15 protein-coding genes, 1 other RNA gene and 1 pseudogene are annotated in these 22,365 nt (G+C 46.0%); 1 reads left to right on the forward strand and 16 read right to left on the reverse strand.

The window, feature by feature from the left end; translation table 11 throughout:
* Positions 1-236: 236 nt before the first annotated feature.
* The 6 genes from HXT55_RS06755 to HXT55_RS06780 form a co-directional block, all read right to left on the reverse strand.
* Positions 237-1,424 (reverse strand): DNA polymerase III subunit delta', encoded by a 1,188-nt coding sequence (locus HXT55_RS06755; protein WP_116439723.1) that lies wholly within the window; start codon positions 1,422-1,424, stop codon positions 237-239.
* Positions 1,425-1,450: 26 nt separating this feature from the next.
* Complete coding sequence (gene tmk, locus HXT55_RS06760) at positions 1,451-2,152, reverse strand: dTMP kinase (RefSeq protein ID WP_004118180.1); 702 nt, start codon at positions 2,150-2,152, stop codon at positions 1,451-1,453.
* Positions 2,153-2,173: 21 nt separating this feature from the next.
* A complete protein-coding gene (topA, locus tag HXT55_RS06765) occupies positions 2,174-5,032 on the reverse strand; it encodes a type I DNA topoisomerase (RefSeq protein ID WP_420028093.1) in 2,859 nt (952 codons plus the stop codon).
* A 170-nt stretch (positions 5,033-5,202) separates the two neighbouring features.
* A complete protein-coding gene (locus HXT55_RS06770; RefSeq protein ID WP_004112811.1) occupies positions 5,203-6,324 on the reverse strand; it encodes a PAP2 family phosphoesterase in 1,122 nt (373 codons plus the stop codon).
* 221 nt (positions 6,325-6,545) lie between these two features.
* An RNA gene (gene ffs / locus HXT55_RS06775) (signal recognition particle sRNA small type) lies at positions 6,546-6,642 on the reverse strand.
* Between the two features lie 67 nt (positions 6,643-6,709).
* On the reverse strand, positions 6,710-7,852 hold the full coding sequence (locus HXT55_RS06780; RefSeq protein WP_014554822.1) for an inositol-3-phosphate synthase: 1,143 nt from the start codon (positions 7,850-7,852) through the stop codon (positions 6,710-6,712).
* Between the two features lie 134 nt (positions 7,853-7,986).
* On the opposite strand from HXT55_RS06780, the gene HXT55_RS06785 reads away from it, so the two are divergent.
* Positions 7,987-10,338 carry a transglycosylase domain-containing protein gene (locus tag HXT55_RS06785; protein ID WP_421792773.1) on the forward strand — a complete coding sequence of 784 codons (2,352 nt, stop codon included), beginning with the start codon at positions 7,987-7,989 and terminating at the stop codon, positions 10,336-10,338.
* A 361-nt stretch (positions 10,339-10,699) separates the two neighbouring features.
* Here HXT55_RS06785 and HXT55_RS06790 read toward each other — a convergent pair whose 3' ends face one another.
* From HXT55_RS06790 to HXT55_RS06835, 10 genes and pseudogenes are all read right to left on the reverse strand, one after another.
* On the reverse strand, positions 10,700-11,413 hold the full coding sequence (locus HXT55_RS06790; RefSeq protein WP_004112821.1) for an HAD family hydrolase: 714 nt from the start codon (positions 11,411-11,413) through the stop codon (positions 10,700-10,702).
* A 129-nt stretch (positions 11,414-11,542) separates the two neighbouring features.
* A complete protein-coding gene (locus HXT55_RS06795; RefSeq protein ID WP_004112824.1) occupies positions 11,543-12,157 on the reverse strand; it encodes a heat shock protein transcriptional repressor HspR in 615 nt (204 codons plus the stop codon).
* Positions 12,158-12,197: 40 nt separating this feature from the next.
* Entirely contained in the window at positions 12,198-13,250 is a 1,053-nt protein-coding gene (locus HXT55_RS06800) for a DnaJ C-terminal domain-containing protein (protein WP_421792775.1), read from the reverse strand.
* Positions 13,251-13,452: 202 nt separating this feature from the next.
* Entirely contained in the window at positions 13,453-14,223 is a 771-nt protein-coding gene (grpE, locus tag HXT55_RS06805) for a nucleotide exchange factor GrpE (protein WP_421792777.1), read from the reverse strand.
* The gene (dnaK, locus tag HXT55_RS06810; RefSeq protein ID WP_421792779.1) at positions 14,223-16,124 is read right to left on the reverse strand and encodes a molecular chaperone DnaK; all 1,902 of its coding nucleotides are present in this window, start codon (positions 16,122-16,124) and stop codon (positions 14,223-14,225) included. The genes grpE and dnaK overlap by 1 nt, the downstream gene beginning before the upstream one ends.
* Positions 16,125-16,323: 199 nt before the next feature.
* Positions 16,324-17,052, reverse strand: coding sequence for a HesA/MoeB/ThiF family protein (locus HXT55_RS06815; protein ID WP_004113807.1), 729 nt, complete (start codon positions 17,050-17,052; stop codon positions 16,324-16,326).
* A gap of 42 nt (positions 17,053-17,094) precedes the next feature.
* Entirely contained in the window at positions 17,095-17,916 is an 822-nt protein-coding gene (locus HXT55_RS06820) for a thiazole synthase (protein ID WP_004113806.1), read from the reverse strand.
* Between the two features lie 86 nt (positions 17,917-18,002).
* A complete protein-coding gene (thiS, locus tag HXT55_RS06825) occupies positions 18,003-18,209 on the reverse strand; it encodes a sulfur carrier protein ThiS (protein WP_004112838.1) in 207 nt (68 codons plus the stop codon).
* Positions 18,210-18,295: 86 nt separating this feature from the next.
* A complete protein-coding gene (gene thiO / locus HXT55_RS06830) occupies positions 18,296-19,366 on the reverse strand; it encodes a glycine oxidase ThiO (RefSeq protein ID WP_020760071.1) in 1,071 nt (356 codons plus the stop codon).
* A gap of 460 nt (positions 19,367-19,826) precedes the next feature.
* A pseudogene (locus tag HXT55_RS06835) lies at positions 19,827-22,365 on the reverse strand (peptidase); the annotation flags it as partial.

The raw sequence follows: 22,365 nt of genomic DNA on the forward strand, positions 1-22,365 counted from the left end.
ATCTACTACCGCTGTGACTATAGGAAATAATTCATTTTTACACAAATACACAAATACACAAAATTAAAAAAACTCGCAGGAAAGCGGAAAAACTTCCGCACTTTGTACCAAATTTGACCCATCGCTCGCGCAGGTTAGCTGCGCGAGCGTCTTCGCCGCGCAGAAGCAGTGCTTCTGCCTTGAGCGGCTCAGCGCTTTGAAGGAGCTTGAAATGCGTTATGCAATTTCAAGCTCAGTCAAAGCGCACATAAAAGTGCTTCAAAAACAAGCGTTGCGTTTCCATTGCCAGCAAGCCGCTTTTTAGCAACCGCAAGCGCGTCCAGGCATTTAAGCGCGCGCTCTGCTGTATTCTTTTTAGAAAGCTGCATAATTTCTGCTTTAAATTCTTGATTCACAAGTGGTGTTTGCGATTGCGCATTGTTTAGCACAACAAGCACATCTCTGTACACGCTGCAAATCGCATCTATTGCGCGGTTTAAAACGTCTCTGCTTACGCGAGTGACTTTGCGCTTAACATCGTCTTTTTTGCCAATCGCATTGTATGCGCTACGAATTTTAGGTGGGATTTTATCTGTTGGCTTAATGCCATTTATGCGCAAAAACTCGCTTTGCTCAGCTTCAACAGACTTTTGCACTTCGTCTTCTGCCTGGCTTTTAGCATCTTCGATTAGCGTTTGTGCAAGCATAATAGCATCTATTGCGCTGCTAAGACGCAAAACGCCTGCAACAAGCTCTTCTCTTCTGCTTCTAGCACTCTCGCTTGTAGCGTAAAGCATTGCTAAATCAACGTTTCCTTGAGCTATGCGAGCCACGCTTGCCGCCGTTTTTGCATCAATGTGTGCGCTTTGTTGCACGTATTCTTGCACATCTTGGTCGCTTGGTTGAGCCAAATTCACTATTTGAGACCTAGAACGAATTGTTGGCAAAACATCTGCCGCGCTTGCCGCGCAAAGAATCCATATTGTGCGAGGTGCTGGCTCTTCGATTTCTTTTAGCAAAACGTTTGTTGTGCGCTCAAGCATGCGCCCAACGTCTTCGATTATTATGATTCGCCACGGTGCAACACTTGGCATTTGCTCGGATATTGATACGAGTTCGCGCACTTCGTCAATGCTTACTGTAACTTTGTCCGTGCTTAAAATGTTTACGTCTGGGCTTGTTCCAGCTAATACTTCACTTGCGATTTTATCTGTGTTTATTTGAGTGTTTATTTGAGTGGCGGAGTTTTCGGCGGCGCGGTTGCTTGCGATTTTTCCACTCGATTGCAATGCCGCTGCAAACGCTCTTGCCACTTTTGCACACCCGAATCCAGTAGATCCGCAAATAAGCCATGATTGCGCGATTTTGCTTGAATCGCCTTGCGCTACTTTTTTAAGGCGTTCAACAACTTGCGCTTGACCAACTACCGATTCCCAAACGTCCATTGCTAAAATCCTATAGTCCTAAAATCCTAAAATCCTTGATTTTCTGGGGCTTCTGGCGATTTTTTGTCACCTATTCCAGCATTATCCATCAACTCGCACATGTCTTTAGCAATCAACTTAGATAAGTCGCAAGCTGGCAAAGTGGCGTCTAAAACGCAAAATCTTTGCGCATTTTGTTTAGCAAGATCTAAGAACGCTTCACGCGTGCGGCGCGCAAAATCAAGCCCTGCACTTTCCATGCGATCCGCCTGCCCATGCAATCGCACAGCAGCATCTTTCTCGCTCATATCTAGCAAATACGTGCGATTGGGCCAAAGGCAATTAGATGCCCACTCGCTTAAATCGCGCACGTCTTGCATAGTGAGCTCACGCCCCCCAGACTGATACGCTAGCGATGAGTCAATGTAACGGTCCGTTATAACCACCGCACCGCGCCGCAAGGCTGGGATGATGATTTGCGCAGCATGTTGAGCGCGATCCGCAGCAAACAGAAGCGCCTCGGTGCGCGCAGAAATCGCTCCGCCGTGTAGAAGAATGTTGCGCAACTGTTCGCCCAACGGTGTTCCGCCAGGCTCTCTCGTTACAACGACCTCAAGTCCGCGTGCTTGCAAAAAATCACGCAAAGCCTCAACTTGCGTGGTTTTCCCAACGCCGTCTATACCTTCAAAAGATATAAAAAGACCTTTGTTTAAACCGCTAAGCCCGCTGTTTTTAAGACCTATAGCCATTTTTGCATACCTCTACCAGGTTTACTCGCCTTTAGACGTGGACTTTTTTGCTGTGCTCTTTTTTGCAGCAGGCTTTTTAGCGGCCGTTTTCTTAGCAGCCGTCTTCTTTGTTGCCGTCTTCTTTGCAGCAGTTCTCTTGCGCTTTACAGGCCCTGCCGCACGCTTTTGCGCCAAAAGCTCAAACGCAACTTGCGGCTCAATCGACTCAGGCGTGTACTGCTTTGGAAGCGTGCGATTCGTAACGCCGTCTGTAATATAAGCTCCATAGAAGCCGTCTTTAATCACCACTGGCTTGCCGCTTTCTGGATCTTCTCCAAGCTCCCTAAGCGGCGGTTTTGCGGCTCCACGAGTGCGTTTTGCATACTTCGGTTGAGCAAAAAGCTCCTTGGCTTCGTCTAAAGTCACACTAAAAATCGCGTCTTCGCTTGCAAGCGAACGATTGTCTGGCTTGGCATCCACAGACGCTGCCGAATCGCCAGCATCCGCGCGCTCGTAAGTCTTAGTCAAATAAGGTCCGTATCGACCATTATTCGCCTCAATCTTCGCGCGCTTTACTTCGCCTTGCTCATCAACTTCTTCCACAACACCAACCAATCGAGGCAAATTCAAAAGTCGCAAAGCATCTTGCAAAGTTATTGTCGCAGGGTCCATTGTTTTAAACAAAGACGCCATTTTTGGCTTAGCTTTAGCAGACTTTTTAGATTTTGCAGAAGACTTTGCGCCAGTTTTAGCAGAATCGTCGGATGCTTGCGACCCATCCTCATCCGAGGCTTCAACAAGAGCAACGTACGCTCCAAAACGCCCGTTCCTAACTTCTACGCTGCCGCCAGTTTGCGGATCCGTACCCAAAACACGCGGACCGTCGGAGTTGTTCTCAATCAAATCTCGCGCAACTTGCTCAGTCAACTCGTCTGGAGCCAAAGTACTTGGAATCGAAGCTCTGCGCGCATTGCCCTCTTCGTCTAGATTCTTCGTATCTTCCAAATACGGGCCGTATCTACCTACGCGCACGTGCAATCCGCCGCCAATATCAATCGTGTTGATTTCTCGAGCGTCAATCTCGCCAAGCTGATCAACTTGTTTTTGCAAACCTTCATGCATTGCAAAGTCGCCAGCAACCGCCCCGTTATCTCCAAAGTAAAACTGGTAAAGCCAATCTTTACCAGCCTCTTCACCATGCGCAATACGATCCAAACCATTTTCCATGTCTGCCGTAAACGCATAGTCAACGTAAGTTGGGAAATTAGATTCCAAAAGCTTAATAACAGCAAAAGCAAGCCAGCTTGGAATCAACGCGCGCCCACGCTCATACACGTATCCGCGGTCAATAATCGTGGAAATAATGCTAGCGTAAGTAGACGGCCTACCAATCTCCTTAGCTTCAAGCGTTTTAACTAAAGACGCTTCCGTGTAGCGAGCTGGCGGCTGAGTTTCATGACCATCCGCGCTAACTCGCAAAGCTTTAAGAACATCGCCATTAGCCATAGGAGGCAAAGCCTTAGACTGCTCGTCTTCGCTAAATCCGCCAAACACCTTCATAAATCCAGCAAACTCAATCACGGTTCCAGAAGCTTGGAAATTAGCCGTTCCAAAGCTGCCAGCCGAAGCATCTAGCTTAACTGTAGCCGTAAAACCAGTAGCATCCGCCATTTGAGAAGCAAGAGTGCGCTGCCAAATAAGCGTATAAAGCTTAAGCTGATCAGAAGGGAGAACGCCAGCCAAATCCGCAGGATTCCTAAAAGTAGATCCAGCAGGACGAATACACTCGTGCGCTTCCTGAGCGCCTGCAGAAGTCGTAGCATACTGTTTTGGAGAATCCGCTAAATACTCGTCTCCAAAACTAGACTTAACGCAATCTCGCGCCGCAAAAATCGCCTCTTTAGAAAGCGTTACAGAATCCGTACGCATGTAGGTTATGTAACCGTTTTCGTACAAAGATTGAGCCGCGCGCATAGTTTGGCGAGAGCTCATAGACAAGCGGTTTCCAGCAGTCTGTTGAAGAGTAGAAGTTGTAAACGGAGGCAATGGGCGGCGGCGATACGGCTTAGTGTCCATTGAGCTCACAACAAAATCAGCTGTACCAAGACTCTGTGCAATCGCACAAGCATCCGCCTCGTTCAAATAGTGCGCTAAAGCAGATTCGCCCTTGGCTTTTTGAAGCTCGCCAAGCGAATTAAAATCTTTAGAAGCAGCCAAACGATTGCCATTTAGAGCCGTCATTCTCGCTTGGAAATCAACGCCATTTGCGCTCAAATCCGCACAAACATCCCAATAGCTCGCCTTTTTAAACGCCATTCGCTCGCGCTCGCGCTCAACAATCAAACGCGTTGCAACAGATTGCACTCGCCCAGCAGAAAGACCCGGTCCCACTTTACGCCACAAAACTGGCGAAAGCTCGTAGCCGTACAATCTATCCAACACGCGGCGTGTTTCTTGCGCATCAACCATATGGTCGTCAACGTTTCGCGTGTTAGCAAGCGAAGCTTGAATCGCATCTTTTGTAATCTCGTGAAACACCATGCGCTTTACTGGCACTTTTGGCTTAAGTGCTTGCACAAGATGCCACGCAATCGCTTCTCCTTCGCGGTCCTCATCAGTTGCGAGGAACAATTCGCCCGACTTTGCGAGCGCAGCCTTTAAATCCGAAACTGTTTTCTTTTTATCTGCGCCAACAACATAGTATGGCTCAAAACCATTGTTTACATCTACGCCAAACTTGCCAAATTCTGCCTTTTTAGCAGCTGGCACCTGACTTGGCTGTGCTAAATCACGAATGTGGCCAACGGATGCCATAACAGTGTATCCGCTTCCAAGATATCCGCCTATTTTACGCGCTTTAGTGGGAGACTCCACAATGACAAGCTTGTTCTGCTCTGTCATACGCTCTCCTTTCGTACAGATGCATTTTGTATGCATATTCCGCGCTTTTACTACTCAATCCACGCAAACTCTAACGCAATACGCGTTTCATATTCAACAAAATCAACAAAATCAAACTTTGCGAAATATCAGCATATACTCCTATATATACCACTTTACTTATTTTTTATTCAATTAGACGATAATCTTAACAATAAATCGTCCTCATCTTGACGTTTTGGAACTTCGCTTTTTGAAGGAGGAGTAGGCGGAGCACCAACTAATCCGAGCCTACTTAAAGGAGCTGCACTGGATTGTCTAAGAACCATCAAAACGCCGAAAGTCAAGCTACACACTCCTGCTACAGCCCAATATGAGGAAGAGTGCGCTACTCCTATAGCCCATTTTGCACCTAAATCTATTCCTGGCATAATCTGGTAAATCATGTATGAACAGTAAGTTAGGCAGATTATTCCCATTGTGATCATTGCGCTTCCAACGATTTGCACGCTTATAGATGATCTTCTTGAACCTGGCACGTCCATTCCAGATGATCTTGTAAAAATCAACACTGTTGACGTTACAGCACCAACTATGAGTACGGATATCATAACGTCTGCCGGTCTGTGCCATCTGCCTCCCAAAAGAGCTATGGCAAGCAGAAATGTGATTATTGCTGAGCCAAGTGCAACCCATGCTCTAAAAGCGCGACTTACAGCGCAAACAAGCAGCGCGCACGCAGCCGCCATTAGTAGCATGTGACCAGATGGAGCGGAATTTTTTGCAAGCGTTGCTACATTTACTAGGATCGGACGAGGAAGCACACGTTTTAGAGGCTCTGCAGCTAGAGATAAAACTAGTATTACAGCGCATTGCGCAATCAGCCACCAGCGTTTTCTTATGATTGATATTATTGCTGCCGCAGCGCAAATCAAGGCAGATAAGACTATAACGAGTATGGAACTTCTAAGCGGAGTTAGTACAACAGACAGCCACGACGGAATGGCACTATATCCAAAAGTACTAATCACCATTTCTTCATACGACTGACCTATTGCGGTTCTAACGGCTAGAATCCACATGATTGATGCAAAAGATGCAAAAAGAACAGCACACAGCGCACACAAAGCTATTGTTGATATTCTAGGACGATTCATCAGCGGATCGAGCTTAGAAATATCTTGATTAGCCTCGCTGCTTTGAGAATTTTTACTATTTTTGATATTTTCACCAATGCCGCTAATTTGGCTATTATCACTGTCGTCGCTGCCATCGCTAATCTTGCTGCCTTCAAATAGACTCATACCAAGCATTTTATCAAACAACACTCCATGCGCGACGACCTACCTTTTCGCTTAGAGCGTAGCGCGAAAAGGTAATTCGGAGCGCTGAGCTTGCTTAAGGTTGAAAGCACAGTGTGCTTTCAACGCAAGCGAAGACGTTCGCGCGCTTAGACCGCGCGAACGATGTGACGCACTTTGTACCAAATTTGACCTAAATCACGTACAAAAAGCGGAAGATTTTTCAAAGATATTACAGAAAACCCCCGCGCACCCACCAGAGGCCACTTACCCTTGCTGCATTCCTGCCCTGGGGGGATTGGGTGACGTAGTGCCACGCGGAGGCTCTACCTATATTACACGATTTTGGCTACAAGTCGAGCGCAAGTCGCAAGCTTCCGCACCATTAGGCGCATTGCTAGGCGCGCCACACGCTTTTACCATGTTCTTTTGCAGCCTCAACATCTGCATTAAGCTGCGACTCATCTGCCTCAACATCTCCAGCAATATAGCGCTCAACGAGTTCGCGCGCCTCGCTATCTTCATGCTGAACAGCTGGCGACTTCATAAAGTAGGAGCTAGGAGCCAAAATCGGACCCGAAAGCTTGCGATCCAACGCAATCTTCGCTGCGCGCACAGCGTCTATAACAATGCCTGCAGAATTAGGCGAATCCCACACTTCGAGCTTGTACTCTAAGCTAAGCGGAACATCTCCAAAAGTGGTGCCCTCTAAGCGCACAAACGCAAACTTGCGGTCGTCAAGCCAAGCAACATAATCCGAAGGACCGATGTGCACGTTGTGATCATCCATATCGTGCGGAACAATCGAAGTAACCGCGCGCGTCTTAGAAATCTTCTTCGACTCAAGCCTAGAGCGCTGCAACATGTTCATAAAGTCCATGTTTCCGCCAACATTCAGCTGGTAAGTGCGATCCAAACGCACTCCTCTATCTTCAAAAAGTCGCGCCATAACGCGATGCGTAATCGTAGCTCCAACCTGGCTTTTAATATCGTCGCCAATAATCGGAACGCCTGCATCGCGGAACTTTTGCGCCCAAACTGGGTCGGAAGCAATAAAAACAGGAAGGCAGTTTACAAACGCGCATCCAGCTTCCATAGCTGCAATCGCATAAGCCTTGTCTGCCTGCTCGGAGCCTACTGGCAAGTAAGACACAAGCACGTCTACATGCAAATCGCGCAAAACCGCGGCAACATCCACAGGTTCTTCTTCAGATTCGTCAATCATCTGCTTATAGTAGTCGCCCAAACCATCGTAAGTAGGTCCACGCTGCACTTTAACACCAAGATTAGGCACATCTGCAAAGCGAATCGTGTTGTTTTGCGAAGCATAAATCGCCTCGCTTAAATCATGACCCACTTTTAAAGCGTCAACATCAAAAGCTGCTACAAACTCAATATCTCGCACACGATATTGCCCAAAAACAGCATGCATTAATCCTGGAATTTTATCGCCATCATTGGCATTTTTGTAGTATTCAACGCCTTGAACCAACGACGAAGCACAATTGCCAACACCGGCAATGGCAACGCGGATACTCATATAAACTCCTTGCCCAAAAACAGCAGCATATAATCATGCTGCACTAACACACTTTTATAATACTAGCTTTTACAAATATTACACATGATATTACATATGATTAAAATTCCTCGCCAAGCGCTAACTTGGATTATATGGTTGCAAATAGTAATGGACAAAATTCGCACTCTTCTAATACAGGACGCACTGTAAGAAGCGCGACTTCTGCAGAGGAAAAACGACGCGCAAACGCCAGAACTGGAACAGCCAGACCAAGCGCAACAAGGCAGAGGCGTCAAAGAAGAAAACACAAAAGAATCCGCGACACGTGGCGAACAAAACATCCAATCCTATTTTGGGCATTAATCATAATTTTTACACCAATAATCCTTGGCACACTCGTATTTGCGGTTATGTATGTAAACACCGACATTCCGCAGCCAGATAAGATTGCGATGGCAGACAAAACCAAGGTGTACTACGCAGATGGAAAAACAGAAATCGGTAGTTTTGCGGAACAAAATCGAGAAATCATAAGTTGCTCTGCGCTAAAACCATATGTTGGCAACGCGATAGTCGCAAGCGAAAACAGATCGTTCTACAAAGACGGTGGAATTGATTTTAAAGGAATTGGACGCGCAATAATTCACAACATAACTTCTAAAGGACGCTGGGGCGGGTCCACAATCACACAACAGTATGCAGAACGCTACTATCTTGGTGAAACAAAAACGTATTTAGGCAAGCTTCACGAGGCGATTCTAGCTCTAAAAATCGCGCAAACACAAGATAAAAATACTGTGCTATGTAACTATATGAACACTATTTATCTTGGTCGCGGAGCGTATGGAATACAAGCGGCAGCAAAAGCGTACTTTGGTGTAGAAGCAAAGGATCTTACACTATCTCAAGCAGCAATGCTGGCTGGAATAATCCCTGCACCAAGCAGCTGGGATCCTGCAATTATGCCTAAAGAAGCGAATATGCGATTCAAGCGCGTTCTTAGGATTATGCGTGAAGACAAGTACATTACTGACGCAGAATATAAAAGCGCTAAAATGCCACAAACCATTAATCAGACTAAGCAAAACGTTTATTCAGGACCTCAAGGTTATTTGCTTCACATGGTTCGCAGCGAGCTTACTCAAAGCGGAGCTTTTACGAAGGAAGACCTTGATACTGGCGGATATCGTATTGTTACAACAATCGACAAAGCTAAGCAGGATTTAATGTTTAGTGTGGCAAGCCCTGCTATGGGTGGTCGCGGAATCACTCCAGCTGGGTTGCAAGTAGGTGGAATGAGTGTAAATCCTAAAGACGGGTCAATCATATCTGTTTATGCTGGAGATGACTATCTTTCTAAACCGCTTAATAATGCTACTCAAGCCCTTTATGAGCCTGGAAGTACCATGAAGCCATTCGCTTTAATCGGTGCTATTCAGGCTGGAACAAGTCTTAATACACTGTTTAATGGAAATTCTAACCTAAAGTTTGAAGGCATAGATAAGCCTGTTAACAACTATGCAAACACTAATTGGGGAACAATCAACCTTTATAAAGCAACAGCAAACTCCGTGAACACGCCGTTTATGTCTTTGCAGCAAAAGCTTGGGCGTAGGGCTGTGGCTCATACTGCTGTTACGGCTGGCTTGGATCCTAAGAGGATTAATGGCGAAAATCCGTTCACAGTGTTGGGCAACGACCCTGTGCATGTTAGCGAAATTGCGCGAGCCTATTCTACGATAGCAAGTCAGGGACGTAGACCAGATATTCATATTGTTGCTAGCGTTAAGAATCCAGATGGTAAAGAATTTTATAGAGCTCCAACATCTGGACGACAAGTGTTTTCTCCAGCAGACATGGCTCTTACCACTAAAGCTCTGCAAGGCGTTGTGCAATATGGTACTTCTACGGAAGCTAGGGGTGTTGGCAAACCTATAGCTGGAAAGTCTGGTACCGCAAACGATGAGACTGCATGCAGCTTTGTTGGTTTTACTCCTAGTGTTGTAACCGTGTTTGCTATATGGTATCCGAATGCGCAGGGAAATCCTCAGCCTGTTCCGTCTTTCCGCGGTTATCCAGGCGGTGTTGGGTATTCTGCACATTTGTTTACAAAGTATATGCGTCACGCGCTTACTGGAATGCCTACCGAGAAGTTCCCAGAAGCTAAGGATAACGGCAAAATTGGTGGTGAAGATGGCAAGTGGGGACTTGGAGGCAATAGGCGTACTTCGGAATACGACTACTCGGATAGAGCTTCTGACGATAAAGAGCCTTATAAGGAAAATAAGGATAAAGTAGATAGGACAGAAAATAAGCCTTCAGATTCTGCAGGCGCGGCTGCTGGCGACTCTTCACGCGGGTCCGAAGGATCTTATGGATCTGGGCTTGGTTCGGGAGAGTCTGGTCAAGCTGAACGCAATTCGTCTGGAGCATTTGACTCGCCAGGATCGCCATATGGATACTCTGGATCAGAGACTCAAGAAGGCGCTGCTGGCGGCGATTAATCTATATTTCCCCGAGTTTGTACGTGAATCGGGTCGAATTTGGTACAAAAAGCGTCGATTGGTTCGCGCGTTACAAGATTACGTAGGTTGCGCCAAGTAGGTAGAGATTCGAGATTTTTCGCACTGAATGAGATGAACCTCAGCATGAAATGGTGATTCATCGAATGAAGAAGAAAAATCGAGAATCTCGGTGATTAAGATATACGCAAAAGTTTTAGATATTCAGAAGGTTTGATGTATTTCTATACGAGCAATAAAAGAGGAGCGTAGCGACGGGACTTGCGAGGAGAGAAATACTCAAACCTCGCGCAACAGCAAGCAAAGAAATACCGTTCGCGCGCTCTAAGCGCTCACATATTCGCTACTGCGCAATTCGCGCAATAATGTAGCGCTCAAGCGTTTGAGGCGTAACATCTTCGTATCCATGTATATCAGCGAATTGCGGTCCGTTACTTACGTCTAGATTCGAGTACGCTGTTTGTGCAAGAGTCGTCGCCCCCGAAGCTGCAGCCGACTTTAACCCTGCAAACGAATCCTCAATAGCGATGCAATACTTCATGTTTTGCGCACTAATACCAAGCAGTTTCCCTGCTGCTAAATATGGCTCGGAGCTTGGCTTTGTAGCATATCCATCGTCTCCGCAAATGTATCCTGCAAACGCACCTTTTGGCGCATGGTTCACAATGTTTTCAACAAGTCGCCTTGGTGAATTGCTCACTAGAATCGAAGGGATTCCTGCATCCGCTAATTTTTGCAAAAGATTCAGAACGTCTGGTACCCATGGAACCTCTATCTGCTCTTTTTGCGCTACATAGTCCACCATCGCGTTGCCGATTTCTTCAACGCCCATTTTTGTTCCGCGAGCAATCATGGCTTCAGCAACATCTTTTAAAGATCCACCAGAATACTGCCAAGCTAATTCTTCGTTCCATTCGCCACCATGTTCTTTTGCGATTTGGATTTCAGCATCATGCCAATACGGTTCCGAATCAATTAACGTGCCGTCCATATCCCAAAAGACTGCGGAAAGCTTGTGATTTGTGGTGTTTTGCGCTGCTGTTGTGTTTATTGCCATCAATACCCTTTGTTTTGTCGCTTTACGTATGCGATATTTATCAATATTTATATTTTATATTTACATTTTATATTTAAACATTTGATTAGTATTTAATAATATCTAAACTAATGTTAGACTGCTACATTGCTATATTCTGAATGCTCGCCACAAAACAACAGACTTATCGTCGTTTAAATCATCATAATCACAATTGTTGTATTGAGCATCGTTTTGCGAGTGAGAATGTTTATTATACGATGATGGCAATGCTCGCTGTTGAACACGAATGTCGCGTCGCCAATCCTTTGCGCTTTGTGACCTTTGAACTTCTACAATATTCCCATCTACAGTCGCAGTAAAAATATTTCGTTCAGCGCAATTGGCTTCTTCAATCAAGTGTCTTACTTGTCTTTTAAGCTGGCGATTTTCTTCTTGCAAAGCCAAAATACGCATTATTCCAGCAAGATTTACTCCATCTTCTTGGCTTAGTTTTTGTGTTTGCACAAGCCTATCTATGTCTCTAAGCGAGTATCTTCTAGCTCCACCTTCTGTACGCTGTGGCATAATCAAGCGCAGCCTGTCGTACTGTCTTAGTGTTTGTGGATGAGTGTCGGTTAGGTTGGCTACGTGGCTTACTGTAAAAATCGGCATGTCGATTTTAAAGCCGACTTCATCTGCGCCGTCAAGAGTTGCGCTTCCACGCACTAACGCCACTGCACACATTTCGTACAATGCTTTAGTTTGGCGCTCCAACCTAACCATGACTTTTCCTTTCTACACGCACACACTAAGCGATTTGTTGCTATGCGCGCAAATCGTGCACTTCTTGCTCATATGATTCTCCGCATGCCTTGTTGAATTCTTTTGCAGCACGCTTTATCATCATGCCAGATCGCTTTGGTATTTGTATTTGTACGATTCCTACAAAGGCTCCATTTTTACCTGGCACGCCTTCGCCTTCTACACGTACTTCGCTACCGCTAGATGTTCCAGCTGGCACTTTAAACACTACTGGCTTACCATCTAGGTTTTTAAGCGTGACTTTTGCTCCGCGAACAGCCTCATCTAGTGTAAGCGGAAGATTTGCCACTAAATCACAGCCGCGTAGAGAAAAATTATCAGTTTTTTCTACCTGAACCTGTAAGTACATATCTCCAGCTTCTCCACCAAACTTCCCTGGCTTGCCCTTGGACTTTAAGCGGATTTTTTGCCCATCTTTTACTCCTGCTGGAATATGAGTTTTGAACGACTCTCCGCCCGATCGAAGCGAAACCGTAGCACCTTTGAACGCTTGTTTAAACGTTAGTCTGATTGAAGTTGTAATGTCTTCACCGCGTTCAGGCGAATTTTGTGGAGCAGATTGACCATATTGACCATACTGACCATATTGACCATATTCTGCACCGCCATTAAAGCCACTTCCTCCAAATCCTTGCGAAGATTGCGCTCCTGCACCTCCCGTGAACATGGAGAATATGTTTCCCATGTCTGGTCCAGCTCCGCTTGTGGAGAATCGCACGCGAGACCCATTTGAGCCTCCGAACATCGATGAGAATATATCACTGAATCCACTTGCGTCGAATCCGCCTGCTCCAGAGCCTCCAGCGAATCTTGCTCCGCCCGCTCCGAATTGGCGTATCGCATCGTAACGCTGACGTGTTTGCTTATCTTTCAACACGTCATACGCTTCGGACACGTCTTTGAATTTTTCTTCCGCTTCTTTTGTTTTGTTTAAATCAGGATGATATTTTCTAGCTAGTTTTCTGTATGCTTTTGTGATTGTGTCTTCGTCGGCATCTTTGGAGACACCGAGCACTTTGTAGAAATCTTTGGCTAACCATTCATTTTCAGCCATTTGTGCCTCCTTCTTATGTTTCGAGCACATTGGCATATATATAAACCTTAAATACAAACCTACTCGTGTTGGTTTTGCGTTTGTAAACAGTGTTTTAAACGTTTTAAACCAGCACGAGTAAGTTTTTATGGGATTCTTCGCTAGTCGGTAACTGCGTTTTATTGCGTTACATACAAACCATACGAATGTTTCACAGCGTGTTTCACGAGCTTGCTGGCGATGCAACAACTACTCTAGCTGCGCGAATCACTCGATCTCCGATCCTGTATCCTGCTTCTACAACAACATCTACTGTGTCTTTTGTAGCATCTGGATCTGGCTTATGCAGAATCGCATCGTGCTTAGTCGGGTCAAATTCTTCGCCCTTTTCGCCGAACTTTTCAACGCCGAATTTCTCAAATGCTTTGTCTAACTTTGCAGCAACGGCTTTAAATGAATCGTCCATATCGCTATGTTCACGAATACGATCAATATCATCTAAAGCAGGTAGCAAAGCTGTTAAAACATCGATAATTCCATGTTGACGGAATCGATCTTGCTCTTTAGAAGCACGGTTGCGGAAGTTTATGAACTCTGCTCGCTCGCGTTGCAACGCTTCCAAATACTCCGCCGCCTCTTTTTTGGCTTTGCCAAGCGGTGTTAAAGAATCTTCTTCTTCGTTGCTTTGCGTGTCTGAAGAATCATTATTTTCTTGAGACTTACTAGCGTTGGCTTCATCGTCGGTTGCTGGCGACTTTTCCGCATCGGCACTTGCATTAGCATCCACATCTTGTGTTGGCGTATCTTGCGTCGCCGCATGCTTTGCCTCATGAGCAGCTGCGTCTTGTGCTTCGTTTTGTGATGCATCCACATGCTCACTAGACGAGGCTGCACTAGCAGAATCAGCTGGATTTGACGATTCTTCCAAATCGCCAGCATCCGAAGGCACATCTTCCAATCCGCTCAAGTAGTCGTTGGCGTTAAACTCGGACATTACTTGTTGTCCTTATCGTCCTTGTCGTCGTCCACCACTTCGGCGTCAACCACGTCGTCATCCTTTGCAGAAGATCCAGCGCCAGCATTTGCATCAGATGCAGCACCAGCAGCACCAGCAGCGCCAGCCTGTGCACCAGCCGCACCCTGCTGAGCGTAAAGCTGCTGACCAATCTTTTGAGCAGAAGTCATAAGCTCGCTCTGAGCAGACTTAATCTTCTCAATATCATCGCCCTTCAAAGCTTCCTTCAAAGCATTAACCTTTTCGGTAACTTCCTTGGAGATTTCGTCAGAAAGCTTATCCTTATTATCGTTTACTAGCTTTTCAGTCTGGTAAGCGAAGGATTCTGCCTGGTTGCGAGTATCAGCTTCTTCCTTGCGCTTCTTATCTTCAGCTTCGTGAGCTTCAGCTTCCTTAACCATGCGGTCAATCTCGTCCTTTGGCAAGCCAGAACCGCCCGTAATCGTCATGGACTGTTCCTTACCAGTGCCCTTATCCTTAGCGGAAACGTGCACAATGCCGTTAGCATCAATGTCGAAAGTAACTTCGATTTGTGGAACGCCACGAGGAGCTGGAGCAATACCAGTCAACTCAAAAGTACCAAGAGGCTTGTTATCACGAGCAAACTCACGTTCACCCTGATAAACCTGAATCAACACGGATGGCTGATTGTCTTCTGCAGTAGAGAACACTTCAGAGCGCTTAGTTGGAATTGCGGTATTACGCTCAATAAGCTTCGTCATAATTCCACCCTTGGTTTCAATGCCCAAGGAAAGTGGAGTTACATCAATAAGCAGAACGTCTTTGCGGTCTCCCTTAATAACGCCCGATTGCACGGCTGCACCAACAGCCACAACCTCATCTGGGTTCACGGACTGATTCGCTTCCTTACCGCCCGTAAGCTCCTTTACAAGCTCCTTGACGGCTGGCATACGAGTTGAACCACCAACAAGCACCACGTGATCAATCTGGCTTACGGAGATGCCAGCGTCGGAAAGCACGTTGTTAAATGGTGTACGGCAGCGACCGAGCAAGTCGGAAGTCATTTCCTCAAAGTGAGCGCGAGTCAAAGTCTCATCCAAATGCACTGGAGTTCCGTCTTGAGTCATTGCCAAGTACTGCATAGAAATTGAAGCAGAAGTAGAAGAGCTAAGCTCCTTCTTTGCCTGCTCAGCAGCTTCCTTCAAGCGCTGCAAAGCAATCTTATCCTTGCTCAAATCAACGCCGTACTTGTTCTTAACTTCGCCAACAAGCCAGTCGATAATCTTCTGATCCCAGTCATCGCCACCCAAGTGGTTATCGCCATTAGTTGCCTGCACCTGGATTGTAGAGAAGCCGTCGTCATCCTTACCAATCTCAAGAAGCGACACATCGAAAGTACCGCCACCCAAATCGAATACCAAAATGCGCTCGTCTTCCTTGCCTTTTTCGAGGCCGTAAGCCAAAGCTGCAGCAGTTGGTTCGTTAATAATACGCAGCACGTTCAAGCCTGCAATCTTACCTGCATCCTTAGTTGCCTGACGCTGTGCATCGTTGAAGTAAGCTGGGCATGTAATAACGGCATCGGTTACTGGCTCACCAAGGTAGGCTTCAGCATCGCGCTTCAACTTCATTAAAACCTGTGCGGAAATCTCTTGTGGAGTCCACTTCTTGCCATCAATCTCAACAGACCAATCCGTACCCATATGGCGCTTTACAGAGCTAATCGTGCGATCAACGTTTGTAACTGCCTGACGCTTAGCGACTTCACCAACCAAGATTTCGCCCGACTTGCTGAATGCCACCACGGATGGTGTTGTACGCGCACCTTCTGCGTTAACAATAACTGTTGGACTGCCGCCTTCAAGCGTTGCAATGCAGGAGTTCGTTGTTCCTAAATCAATACCTACTGCGCGTCCCATAATATCTCCTAGCTATCTTTATCTATGTACCTTTAATCTATGTACTCAAATTCTTGGCAGCCAGCCTTGCGACTAACCGCTTTTTCTTTTTACAAAACTTGAGTCTAACACACTCAAGTTATTAAAGTCAAGCATTTTCGCACGCGTTTCGCAAAAACTTAATACTACTCCACTCAACTTTTGTAACTTTTCGCAAAGTTCACGCAAACCTAAAATGTCGAAGCGAGTTATCAATGGCGTTATATCGCGCCAAAACCCCAATAAGCGGCTTTCCTATACCAGTTATAATCTTGATTGCTTCCGTTGCCATCATTGCGCCAACAATAGCTGCAGTTGCGCCTAATACAGCCGATTTTGGCACTTTTTCTTTAGGTGGAGGGCAAGCATACAAGTCACGCAAAGTAGGTCCTTTTCCTGGCACAAAAACGCTTACTTGACCTTCATAATAAAGAACTGAGCCATAAACTTCTGGCGTGCCAGCACTACAAGCAGCATCCGCAATCAAAAAGCGCGTAGCAAAATTATCACAACCATCAATTATTAAGTCGTGATTTTCTACAAGTTGTTTTGCGTTGTCTTCATTAAATCTATTTACAAGGTTGATTTTTAAACCTGGAGATAATGCCTGCAAGCGCTTAGCTGCAAGTTGCGCTTTCGACTTGCCACACTGATCAACAGTGTATAAAGTCTGCCTTTGCAAATTAGAAAGCTCTACAACATCGTCGTCACAAATCGTGATTTCACCAACTCCTGCAGCAGCAAGCGAAAGCAAGCACGGCGAACCAAGTCCACCTGCCCCAACCATGCAGATTTTCGCATCGCGAAGTAACTGCTGATGTTCATGCGTAAAGCCTGGCAGGAGCAAGTGGCGGCAAGTGCGTTCCGCCTCAAGCTCCTGCAGGTTATCATAAATCTTATTAATCGTCATACTGAATATGCTGAATCAATTACAGTACAAAATTTACAGAATTTACAGTACCGCGTCAGCCCAAGCGCGACCTTCAACAGGCGAAGACGCGAGCGCATGCTCACGCTTAGGAATACGGCCAGCATCGTGAGCAAGCTTACCAGCAGTTACAGCAGCAGCCATTGCACGACCCATCTTTACAGGATCTGGGCAGCGAGTTACAGCGCTTGCAAGAAGCACGCCCGAGCAACCAATTTCGAAAGCTTTAACAACATCGGAAGCAGTTCCAACGCCAGCATCCAAAATCACAGGAACGCCAGATTCTTTGCTTTCTTGAACAATCAGCTCAATGTTTCGAGGATTCAAAATACCAAGTCCAGTTCCAATTGGAGCACCCCCTGGCATAACAGCCTTCACACCAAGCGACACAAGGCGACGAGCCACAATCGGATCGTCATTCGTGTAGCAGAGCACGCTAAATCCTTCTTCAACTAGCTTTTCTGCAGCAAGCAAAACTTCGCGAGTGTCTGGGAGCAAAGTATCGTCGTCTGCAATCACTTCGAGCTTAATCCAATCAGTTCCAAGTGATTCACGAGCCATTTTTGCTGTAAGAACAGCATCATGAGCAGTTTTGCAACCAGCAGTATTTGGCAAAACGTTAATGTTATGGCGTTGCAACATACCGTAAATATCCACGCCAGTTTTTGCGTGACGGCGCAAAGCAACAGTTGCTACTTCCGCGCCTGAAGCAACAAGTGACTTTTCCATAATGTCAATGCTTGTCATGCCGCCAGTGCCAAGCAAAAGCCTTGAGTGTAAGGTCTTACCGCAAAGCTGCCAAGTATCGACATTTTCTTCTGCATTATTTTCTATATTTTCCGTCATTTTAAGCCTTTTATATAAATTTTTTTGAAACTATACTCAAATTATTTGAAATCAACCGCTATTGTGAATCAGCCTGCTATTTAGGATCATCCGCCCTGAACCGCGCTGAGAATTTCGATTTTATCCCCATCGCAGATGATGGTTGATTCCCATTGGGCGCGCTTAAGCACATCGTCGCCAATCGCGACCGCTATGCCAAAACCAGAGTCAGATCCGTAGAGTTGTGCAACAAGTTGGGCAATAGTCAAGTTATCTTTCACTTGAGCGGTTTCACCATTGACGACGATTTGCATAATTCAACCTTTGTTAGCGTCTATTAAAACTTGCGTCACTAGAAACGAGTGTCACTAGGAACTTTCATCACTAAAAACTTTAGTAACTAGAAACGAGCAGGATTGCAGCTTTCCAAGAAGCCCTTTTCCTTCTCAGTCAACTCTTGCTCAAGCACAAGCTTTGTAGTCAAAGAAGAACCCAAAGCTGTGAGCAAAATGCCGTGACGGAAGTAACCAGTGGAAATCGTGGTGTGCGTCTTAGGATCAATACCGATGAATGGCAAATCATCTGGAGTTCCAGGGCGTCCGCCAGCAGTAACCTCAGTAATCGAGCATTCCTGAATGCCAGGAAGCACGCTTGCAGCATCGCGAAGCAAATCGAGCACGCCGCCAACCTTTGGAATATCGCGGTCATCTTCGCGAGAAGTAGCGCCGAGCACAAGCTCACCTGTTTCCTTAGCGCGAGGCACTAAATACACTGGGCGATCATGCACAAATCCACGAACCACAGAACTCAAAATTGGGCGCAAAGGCTCTGGAATAGTCATACGAATCATATCGCCCCACACAGCGCGAAGCTTAAGCTGAGGAAGCATATCCTTAGCACCCAAACCAGATGCCAAAACTGTGTCTGGACCCAAATCGTCTGGAGTGCTTGCGCGACGCTCAATAACAACACCACGCTTTTCAAGTGCATCAATCATTGCTGCAGTAAAAAGACGAGGATTAATCTGATGATCATCCGGAACGCTTACAGCGCCTGCAATCGTCGGCGAAAGCGCAGGCTCAATTTCACGAAGCTTACTCACAGAAATATGCTCAGCTCTACGTCCGTAACGGTGCTGCAAGTTTAGCAACTCGTTTACGTGCTCGTTATCTGCAGCGTCACCGCCAATTACGTAAGATCCGCACTCTAAGTAGCCAGTTGGCTTATCGGTGTATTTTGCAACCGAATCAACCAATTCCTTATACATAGTTGCAGACTCAAACATGAGTGGATACAAAGCATCCTGCTGATATTGCATTTCTGCGGTAGGAGCTAACATGCCGGCAGCATGATGAGAAGCGCCAGAGACTGGATCTGGATCAATTATGCTAACTTTTACGCCAGCTTCCGTAAGTCTCCATGCTGTTGCTAAACCAATGATACCTGCACCAATAATACGAATATTTCGCATATTACTCCTTCCCTACGGCGGCATTACCCGCATCAGGTTTACGGTCGGCTTTCGCCCTCTCAGCCTGTATAGAACAAGCTCCCGTGTTTCGTCTATTTTGGTTAATTTTAGACCTTTTAGACTGTTTTTTAGATTATTTTTTAGACTATTTTCTCTTTTTGACTTTTGCAATCACAACTACTGGCGATTATTCGCGATAGTGCAATCCTGCAAACGTCCCCATACGGGTGATTTGCAATTTTGATTTGCATAAGTCACAGTTAGGGATTTTAACACTTTTGTGGAAAATTACTAAATTCACTGGTATGTTCTTCGAAATGTTACTTGTCGTTTTCTTCTTTACAACACCAAACAAAATGTGGAAAAGAAGAAAACAATTAATGGCTTGAAGAGATTATCTCCAAGCCATTAATCTACACTACACACGTTGCAGCAGCATCACACACTGCTACAGATTAAACTAACGAGCCGAATGCTTCCTACGCTTAGACGCAGCACCAGCCACTCCGAGCCCAGCAAACACCGCAGCCAAAGCAGCAAACACCGAGGAACTAGCGCCAGTATTAACACCACTCACGTCACCACGCTTAAGACTCACTCCAGCAGAGTTACGCGCCGCAAACATTCCCGCACGCAAAGCTGCACGCGCAGCACGCAAACGAGCCAACGCCGAATCAACCTGCCCCTGAGTAGCATTCGCGTCCGCTAACACTAAACGAGCATAATTCAAAGCCGCATTAAACTCACTCACCAAGTTAGAATCAGCCACCACGCCACTAGCATTAGCCGAAACATCACCAAGAGCCGCATCAACCTCAGCCTGCAAAGCACCCTTATCAACAACATTATTAACACTAGTATTATTCACATCGTTAACACCAACACCAGTATTAACAAGCCTGTTATAAGCATCAATCAACTTTTGCTTAGCATCACGAAGCCTACGAAGAGCCTGATCAACCTGAGCTTGTGTAGCATTAGGATCCTTAAGCACACTATCCGCATCATTCAACGCCTGCTGATACTCTGCCAAATCAGCAGCCTTACCAATAATGAACGGAATCGACTTACGGAAATCAGGATCATTGTCAGCCTCAGTGTTCAAATCAGACTTATCGGTCTTATGAGAATCAGCAAGCTTCTGCTTAGCGTCCTGAAGCTTCTTCAAAGCCTCATCAACCTCAGCCTGAGTTGCATTCGGGTTCTTAAGAACTGCATTAGCTTCATCCAATGCGCGCTTGTAATCGTCTGCCTCTGGGCTTCCTGCAGCATTCTGATACTCAGGAGACTTAGTAAAGTCAGAATCCTTACCAGCCTCAGCAGTCAGATCAGTCTTATTAGTCTTATAACCATCCGAAAGCTTCTTCTTAGCATCCTGAAGCTTCTTCAAAGCCTCGTCAACCTGTGCCTGAGTTGCATCCTTATCACCAAGAACCTTATTCGCATCCTCAAGAGCCTTCTTGTAGTCCTCAAGAGCTTGCTTAGACGCGTCATCACCCTTAGCTTGAGCATTCTGATACTCAGGTGTCTTAGTAAAGTCAGAATCCTTACCAGCTTCAGTGTTCAAATCAGACTTATTAGTCTTGTAGCCGTCAGTAATCTTGTTCTTGGCATCCTGAAGATCCTTCAAAGCAGCGTCAAGTTCCTGCTGAGTTGGAGCCTTATCCATGCCTTCTGGAAGCTTGGTCTTTGGCTTGCCAGTAGTGCGGTCAAAGGCATCGAGGAGCTTCTTGGCAGCCTTGAGCTTTTCTGTGTAGGCATCTAGTGCCTTCTTAGCAGCGTCATCACCCTTATCAGTAGCGTTCTTGAACTCAGGAGTGTTCTCGAACACGTCGGTGCTTGTATCGTCATCGCCATCCTTAGACTTGTCTACCTCATCTTGAAGGTCTTTAGGACTGGTCTTGTAGTTAGCAAGAATCTTGTCCTTGATTTCCTTCAGCGTCTGAAGAGCCTCGTCAACTTCCTTTTGAGATGGGAGCTGATCCTTTGGAACGTCAACTTCTTGACCATCCTTCGTAACCTTGCCATCATTCTTGTCGATGAGATCCTTAGCCTTTGCCAAAGCTTTCTCATACGCTACAAGGTCATCAGGCTTATTTGTGTCATCACCCTTTGCCTTGAGGTTTGCAAACTCGGTTGATTCTTCAAACTTTGGAGTACGCGCAGTGCCATCTTCGTTTTTATCATCAACTTCATTTTGGAGCTTATCAACTTTGGTCTTGAAGTTGTCGTCAATGTCTTTCTTTGCTTTCTTCAAAGCTGCAAGCGCTTCATCAACCTGCTTCTGTGTTGGACGATCTTCTGGCTTAGCGTTTGGATCAGGATTCTTGACCTTTTCAATGAGGTCATTCGCATCCTTCAGCTTGTCGGTGTATTCCTTGAGCTTCTTGGTGGCAGAGTTAGCATCCGTTGTAGCAGCATCCTCCGTCTTTGCCTTTTCAAGTGCGTTCTTGTACGTTACCGACGCCTCAAACGGAGGAGTTACAGGCTTGCCGTCTTGATCTTTATCTCCTAACTCACGTTCAAGCTTAATTGCATCAGTCTTGTACTCCTTAGCAATCTTCTCTTGAGCGTCTTGGAGCTGTTTAAGCAGAGCGTTTACTTCTTTTTGGGTTGCCTTTTGCTTCCAATCATTATCATTGAGCTTAGCGGCAACTTTCTTGAGAACATTGTCAAAGCCTGTGTCTTTTCCATCTTCACCTAAGGCTTGTGTGGCACCTTGGTCACCAGCACCCTTCTTAGCAACAGCATTTTGATACTCAGGAGTCTTCTTGAAGTCGCCACCTGCAAAGTCTTTAGCAGAAGTCAACGGCTCAAGATTGGTCTTGTAATTATCAGTAATTTGCTTCTTAGCTGCAGTAAGAGCATCGAGTGCATCGTTAATCTGCTGCTGTGTTGGGCGTTCACTGTTCTTCTTGTCTTGATCTGCTGCAGCCTTTACAAGATCACGAGCCTTCTTGAGGGCTTCCTGATAGGCAGCAACGTCAGCATTTGTCTGC

It is taken from the genome of Gardnerella sp. KA00718 (assembly GCF_049244285.1).
Lineage (GTDB): Bacteria > Actinomycetota > Actinomycetes > Actinomycetales > Bifidobacteriaceae > Bifidobacterium > Bifidobacterium vaginale.